This window comes from Streptomyces sp. NPDC058864 (genome assembly GCF_042742985.1).
Classification (GTDB): domain Bacteria; phylum Actinomycetota; class Actinomycetes; order Streptomycetales; family Streptomycetaceae; genus Actinacidiphila.
In genome coordinates this window covers 62,142-68,345 of sequence record NZ_JBHYMQ010000043.1, presented here as the reverse complement: position 1 = coordinate 68,345, position 6,204 = coordinate 62,142, and the positions used below count along the sequence as shown (strand labels likewise).

The 6,204-nt window shown below is 70.2% G+C and carries 8 protein-coding genes and 1 tRNA gene; 2 read left to right on the top strand and 7 right to left on the bottom strand.

The features are described from left to right. Window positions 1–161 precede the first annotated feature (161 nt). The 6 genes from ACFW3D_RS27700 to ACFW3D_RS27675 all read right to left on the bottom strand — a co-directional run bounded on the left by ACFW3D_RS27700 (window position 162) and on the right by ACFW3D_RS27675 (window position 4,689). Window positions 162–764 (bottom strand): DUF624 domain-containing protein, encoded by a 603-nt coding sequence (locus ACFW3D_RS27700; protein WP_500508244.1) that lies wholly within the window; start codon window positions 762–764, stop codon window positions 162–164. After that, on the bottom strand, window positions 761–1,618 hold the full coding sequence (locus ACFW3D_RS27695) for a carbohydrate ABC transporter permease (protein ID WP_500508242.1): 858 nt from the start codon (window positions 1,616–1,618) through the stop codon (window positions 761–763). Before ACFW3D_RS27695 ends, ACFW3D_RS27700 begins: the two co-directional genes overlap by 4 nt. Next, a complete protein-coding gene (locus tag ACFW3D_RS27690) occupies window positions 1,615–2,571 on the bottom strand; it encodes a carbohydrate ABC transporter permease (RefSeq protein ID WP_500508240.1) in 957 nt (318 codons plus the stop codon). Before ACFW3D_RS27690 ends, ACFW3D_RS27695 begins: the two co-directional genes overlap by 4 nt. A gap of 11 nt (window positions 2,572–2,582) precedes the next feature. Then, window positions 2,583–3,863, bottom strand: coding sequence for an ABC transporter substrate-binding protein (locus ACFW3D_RS27685; protein WP_500508238.1), 1,281 nt, complete (start codon window positions 3,861–3,863; stop codon window positions 2,583–2,585). Window positions 3,864–4,080: 217 nt separating this feature from the next. Next, window positions 4,081–4,152: transfer RNA gene (locus ACFW3D_RS27680), tRNA-Val, on the bottom strand. 63 nt (window positions 4,153–4,215) lie between these two features. Continuing rightward, window positions 4,216–4,689 (bottom strand): TIGR02611 family protein, encoded by a 474-nt coding sequence (locus ACFW3D_RS27675; RefSeq protein ID WP_500508235.1) that lies wholly within the window; start codon window positions 4,687–4,689, stop codon window positions 4,216–4,218. A gap of 190 nt (window positions 4,690–4,879) precedes the next feature. Here ACFW3D_RS27675 and ACFW3D_RS27670 point away from each other — a divergent pair, with 190 nt between their 5' ends. Both ACFW3D_RS27670 and ACFW3D_RS27665 read left to right on the top strand, forming a co-directional pair. Next, window positions 4,880–5,293 (top strand): SsgA family sporulation/cell division regulator, encoded by a 414-nt coding sequence (locus ACFW3D_RS27670; protein WP_003959770.1) that lies wholly within the window; start codon window positions 4,880–4,882, stop codon window positions 5,291–5,293. Window positions 5,294–5,449: 156 nt separating this feature from the next. Next, entirely contained in the window at window positions 5,450–6,034 is a 585-nt protein-coding gene (locus ACFW3D_RS27665; protein WP_499603398.1) for a CGNR zinc finger domain-containing protein, read from the top strand. Here ACFW3D_RS27665 and ACFW3D_RS27660 read toward each other — a convergent pair. Next, window positions 6,013–6,147, bottom strand: a complete 135-nt coding sequence (locus ACFW3D_RS27660) for a hypothetical protein (protein WP_319140392.1) — start codon at window positions 6,145–6,147, stop codon at window positions 6,013–6,015. The two genes, ACFW3D_RS27665 and ACFW3D_RS27660, sit on opposite strands and share 22 nt — an antisense overlap. Window positions 6,148–6,204 lie beyond the last annotated feature (57 nt).

The window sequence follows — 6,204 nt, the reverse complement described above, 5'->3', positions numbered from 1 at the left end:
CGGCCCGGCAAATCCGCGAGCGCTGAGGACGTGCGCCGGCGCGCCACCGACCCACAGACGGACAGAGCGCAGACCCGCACTGACCGCACCGGGGCAACGGGAGGGCGGGCGGGAAAAGAACCCCAACCGCAACCACAACCCACCCGCACACAACAGCCCCGTCACGCCGCACGACGCTCCACCGCAACCGCCGCCCCCGCGACGCACCCCGACGCCACGACCCCGAGCGGCACAAGCATCCACCCCGCCACCCCGACCACCACCACCCCGCCCGCGAGCAGCAGCGTCCCCGCGGGATCACCGACGCAGCGCCGCACGGCGCGGCCGGCGACACCGCGGCCCCCCTCCCCGGGCCGCCAGAGCGCCGCGGCGCGAAGCCCCGTCACCGCGAGCACGACCGCCGCGAGCACGCTGACCGCGGTGAGCGCTCCCCCGCCGGGCAGCACCCCGCTGCGGGCCACGGCGAGGTCGAGCCCGAGGAGCGCGAGCCCGGCCCACCACAGCAGCGTCCAGCTCCAGCCGGCCCGGGTCGCGGCGACCGCCTCCGCCGCGAAGTCGCGCCATGTGGACCGCTCCCCCTCCAGATGACGCCGCACGTGCCCGCAGGCCGCCGCGAACGCGGGCAGCGCGGTGACCAGCGGCAGCGCCGCGAGGACCAGCCACACCCCGGTCAGCAGGCACTCGGCGAACAGCGCGAACGACCCCGACAGCGGGGCGGCCCCGTGACGACGGACGGCGTCCCGGGCCGTGGCCGTGCGCCTCACCCCTTGAGCCCCGAGGTGGCGGCGCCCTCGACGAGGTGGCGCTGGAAGGCGAGGAAGAAGAGCAGGACCGGCAGCAGGGCGACCAGCGACATGGCGACCATGCCGCCGTAGTCGGCCACGCTGTCCTGGTCGATGAACATCTTCAGCCCGAGCGAGACGGTGTACTTGTCGGGCTCGTTCAGGTACAGCAGCGGCCCGATGAAATCGTTCCAGGACCATATGAACGTGAAGATGGCACTCGTGATGAGTGCGGGGCGGCACAAAGGGAGCACGATGCTCCAGAAGATACGCGGATGTCCGCAGCCGTCGATGCGCGCGGCCTCGTCCAATTCCCGGGGGAGATTGCGCATGAATTGCACCATGAGAAAGACGAAGAACGCGTCCGCGGCGAGGTATTTACCGAGCAGCAGCGGAACGTACGTGTTGATCAGGCCGAGTTTCTGGAAGAGCACGTACTGCGGGATGATGAGCACCTGGAACGGCAGCAGCAGCGTCGAGATCATCACCGCGAAGAGCAGGTTGCGCCCGGCGAAGCGGATACGGGCGAAGGCGTAGGCCGCCAGCGAGCAGGAGACGAGCACGCCCGCCACCGAACCGAGCGCCAGGACGAGCGAGTTGGTGAAGAAGGTGGAGACGGGGATGTCGGCGATGCCGCGGGTCAGCCGGCGGTAGTTGTCGGCGATGGGCCGGCCGGGCAGCAGTTCGAGGCTGCCGACGATCTCGTCGCCCGGCTTGAACGAGGCCCCGACCAGCCACACCACCGGGTAGAGGATGACCGCGAGCAGGGCCAGGGCGCCCGCGTGCCAGGCGACGGTGCGCGCCGTGCGGCGGCGGGCGGTGACGGCGGGGGTCATCGGGCGTCCGCCCCTTCCTCGTAGTGGACCCAGCCGCGCTGGGTGCGGAACAGCACCGCGGTCAGCAGGCCGATGCCCAGCATCAGCATCCAGGCCATGGCGGACGCATAGCCCATGCGGAGGTTGCGGAAGCCCTGTTCGTACAGGTACCAGGTGTAGACGAGCAGGGAGTCGGCCGGACCGCCGGCCCCGCCGCCGCTGCCGCCGAGGACCACCGCCGAGGTGAAGACCTGGAAGGAGTGGATGAGTTCGAGCAGCAGGTTGAAGAAGAGCACCGGGGAGATCATCGGCAGCGTGATGGAGCGGAACCGCCGCCACGCTCCGGCGCCGTCGACCGCCGCCGCCTCGTACAGCTCCCTGGGCACCTGCTTCAGCCCCGCCAGGAAGATGACCATCGGGGCGCCGAACTGCCAGACGGTCAGGGTGGCGAGGGTGGGCAGCGACCAGTCCGGGTCGCCGGTCCAGCCGCCGACGTCCCAGCCGGCGAAGCGCATCGCGCGGTCCACGACGGCGTCGTCCTGGAAGACCGAGCGCCACACGATGCCGATGCTGACGCTCGCCCCGATCAGCGACGGGGCGTAGAAGGCGGAGCGGTAGAAGCCCTGCCCGCGGCGCGGCCTGACCAGCAGCAGTGCCACACCGAGTGCCGCGGCGAGCTTGAGGGGCGTGCCGACCAGCACGTACTCCAGGGTCACCCGCACCGAGTGCCACCAGCGGTCGTCGGCGAACATGTCGCGGAAGTTCCGCAGCCCGATCCACTTCGGGGAGTCGAAGAGGTTGTAGTCGGTGAAGGCCAGGTAGAGCGAGACCAGCATCGGACCCAGCGTCAGCAGCAGGACGCCGGCGCACCACGGGGTGAGGAACAGGTAGCCGGCCAGGGTCTCCCGGCGTCCCCAATGCCGGCCGGCGACGGCCCGGGGGCCTTCCGGGGAAGGCGTCTTGGTGCGGGTCACGGGACGTCCCCTCAGGAGCCGAGCGCGGTCTTCGCCTCGCCGAAGAACTGCGTGACGGCGTCGTCGACCGAGGTCTTGCCCAGGGCGACTTCGCCGTAGATCCGCAGGAAGGCCGCCTCCGCGACGTCGGCACCGGCCGGGTGCGGGGTGATCGGCTCGATGACACCGGTCACGGACTTCTCGTAGGCGGCGATCTGAGCGTCGACGCCGGCCGGTTCGTACGCGTCGAACTGGGCGTTGGTGGGCAGGACGCCGCGGTTGTAGCCCATGATCTTCCCGACCTCGGGGTCGTGGACCATGAAGTCGATGAACTCCGCCACCTCTTCGGGGTGTTCGGTGCGGGCGGAGCCGCTGAGCATGAGCGAGGAGATGTACTGGCCGGTCCTGGCGCCGTCGGTGGTCGGGACCGGGGCCAGGGCGAGCTCGGTGTCCGTCTCGGCGGCGTAGCGGACGATGAAGTTGTCCCAGGTGAACTCGGCGGCGGAGAGGTCGCCGCTGACCGAGGACTTGGGCTTGATCTGCTCGCTCTTCTTGGCCGGGACCAGGTCGCCCGCCCTGTTGTCGGCGTAGTGGTCGCCCCACCACTGCCTCAGGTCGGCCTCGGTGAAGCCGAGCTTCTTGTCGGCGGTGAAGAAGGCCTTGCCGTTCTGGCGGAGGTAGAGGTCGTACAGGTACATGACCCCGCCGTTGTCGCTGGCGCCGTAGAGGTCGCCCTCGGCGGCACTGATCTTGTGGACGGCAGTGCCGAAATCGTCCCACGTCCAGCCCGCGGCGGGCGTGACGCCGACACGTTCGAAGGCCTCGGGGTTGTAGACGAGGGCGAAGGTGTTGCCTCCGACGGGCACGCCGAGCAGCTTGCCGTCGACCTCGCCCGCCTTCTCCAGGCCCGCCCGGAAGTCGTCCATGCCGAGGTTGCCCGCCTCGACCTGTGCGTTCAGGTCGAGCAGCAGGTTCTTCTCGCCGTACTTGCGCAGGAACGCGACGGAGTTCTGGAAGACGTCGGGGGCGTTGCCGCCGGCGGCCTGGGTGTTGAACTTGCTCCAGAAGTCGGCGTACTCGGCGAAGTCGGTCTTGACCTTGATGTGCGGGTGGTCCTTCTCGAAGAGCTTGATCGTCTTCCGGATCAGCTCGGCCCGGTCCTGGGCGCCCCACCACGAGTAGCGGATGGTCACGGTCCCGCCGTCCGGGTCGCCGCCGGCCCCGCAGCCGGCCGCCAGCAGCGCCAGCGCGGCGAGCGCGGCCCCGGCCGCCCTGAGGCCCCGCGGCCCGTGCGCACTCCGTCGAACGCTCACGACATGCCCCCTCCGGGCAGACGCCACCCCGCGCCTCGCGGAGGGCCTGAAACGATTAAGGCAAGCGCTTGCCGAGAAACCGTAGGGAGACCCCGACAAGGCGTCAATGGTTACGACGGGAGAATGATGGAAAGCGCTTCCCAAGGCACCCCGGGCGCACCCGCACACACGACGAGGGCCCGGAAGCCGCTGTCGGCTTCCGGGCCCTCGGTCCGGGTGGGCGATACTGGGATCGAACCAGTGACCCCTTCGGTGTGAACGAAGTGCTCTCCCGCTGAGCTAATCGCCCCGGTGCGGGAACAACATTACCGCATGTCAGCGGGTGCCCCCGACCATCGTGGACGGCGCACCCTCAGTGCAGGTCGGCCTTCCACGGCATCACGAAGCCGAACCGCCAGACGTAGTACCCCAGCAGCACGCCGATGATCACCAGGCCGATGACGGTCAGCGTCACGTTCCGCCGCCGCACCTTCGGGTCGAGTGCCTTCTGTGCCGCCTCGGTCACCTTCCGCTTCGTCCAGCGGAGCACCAGCTGGGCCCAGACGAACTCGGTCGCCCAGACCGCCATGCCGGCGAAGATCACCACCCAGCCGGGTCCCGGCAGCGGGAGCAGGACCACGCCCGCCCCGACGATCGCCAGACCGACCAGGAAGACCCCGACCTGCCAGCTCACGTGCAGCGCGCGGGAGCGCCGGATGAAACGCGGCGCCCTCGACCCCAGCGGGCGCTCGGAGCCCTCGGGCTCCCCGTCCCCGCCGTCCCCGTTGTCGACGGTCGCGGGATCCATGGCCACGGCCACCTCCCGCTCGTCACTCTCCGCAGTCATGCTGCCAAACTTACCCGAAGCAGCTTCGTCACCGGAATGGCTCGCCGGGGAGGAAAAGAACTCGGCCGGACGAGGTACCGGAACCCTCACAAACCCGTCAGAGGGGTTTACAACGTCCCCGCAGGTGGCATGTCGATTTCGCCGACGTGCGAATCCCCGAGCGCACACTGAGCGAAAGGCCCTGGCGCTTATGAACACCACGGTCAGCTGCGAGCTGCACCTGCGCCTCGTTGTGTCGAGCGAATCGTCACTGCCCGTACCCGCGGGCTTGCGGTACGACACGGCCGATCCCTACGCCGTGCACGCCACCTTCCACACCGGTGCCGAGGAGACAGTCGAATGGGTGTTCGCCCGCGACCTGCTCGCCGAAGGCCTGCACCGGCCCACCGGCACCGGCGACGTCCGGGTCTGGCCGTCCCGCAGTCACGGCCAGGGCGTCGTGTGCATCGCCCTCAGCTCTCCGGAGGGGGAGGCGCTGCTCGAAGCCCCTGCGCGGGCCCTGGAGTCGTTCCTCAAGCGGACCGACGCCGCGGTGCCCCCCGGCACCGAACACCGCCATTTCGACCTGGACACCGAGCTCTCGCACATCCTCGCCGAGAGCTGAGTCCACCGACCGTCCGTCGCCGTACGCATCTCGGGGGTACGGCGCGGACCCGACCTGCCGGAGCCGTCGTCGGGGAGCAGCACGCTCCACGACGACGGCTCTCGCGCTACAGTCACCGGAACGCCCGACCCACCAGGCCAGGGAGAGAGCGATCCCGTGCTGATCAACCATGACACCAGGTGCGCACTCGACTGCGTGGTGGATCTCATCAACACCACACCGGAGAGTGACGGCCGCGAGGGTCTGGCCGACCTCGCGGCGCTGCGCGCCTTCGTGGAGCGCAACGAGGTCAGCGAGGTGGGCACGCTCGACGAGGACGACCTCGTCGCGGTGCGCGCCGTGCGGCAGCTCTTCGCCCAGGTCTTCTCCGCGCCCGGCACGCCGGAGGCCGCGGCCCTGATCAACTCGCTCGTCGCCGAGGCCGGCACCACCCCCCGGCTCACCGACCACGACGGCTACGACTGGCACGTCCACTACTTCGCCCCGGGCGCCTCCCTCGCCGAGCACCTGGCCGCCGACTGCGGGATGGCCCTGGCGTTCCTCCTCGTCGCCGGGGAGCGGGAGCGGCTGCGCCGCTGCGACGCCCCGGACTGCCGGCGCGCCTTCGTCGACCTGTCGCGGAACCGCTCGCGGCGCTACTGCGACAGCCGCACCTGCGGCAACCGGCTCCACGTCGCCGCGTACCGGGCACGCCGCCGCGAGGCCGTCGCCGTACCGGCTCAGAACGGCCAGAGGTCGTAGAGCCCGCCCAGGGCGAGCAATCCTCCGATCACGGTCAGGAACAGCATCAGCGGCGGCTGGGAGAGCGCGAACAGGCAACCGCGTGGCTCGTCGTCGTCTGCTTCGGCTTCCATGGCCTTACGGTGTGCTCGGAGGGACGCGAACTCGTACAACCGTACGCCCCCGGGCAC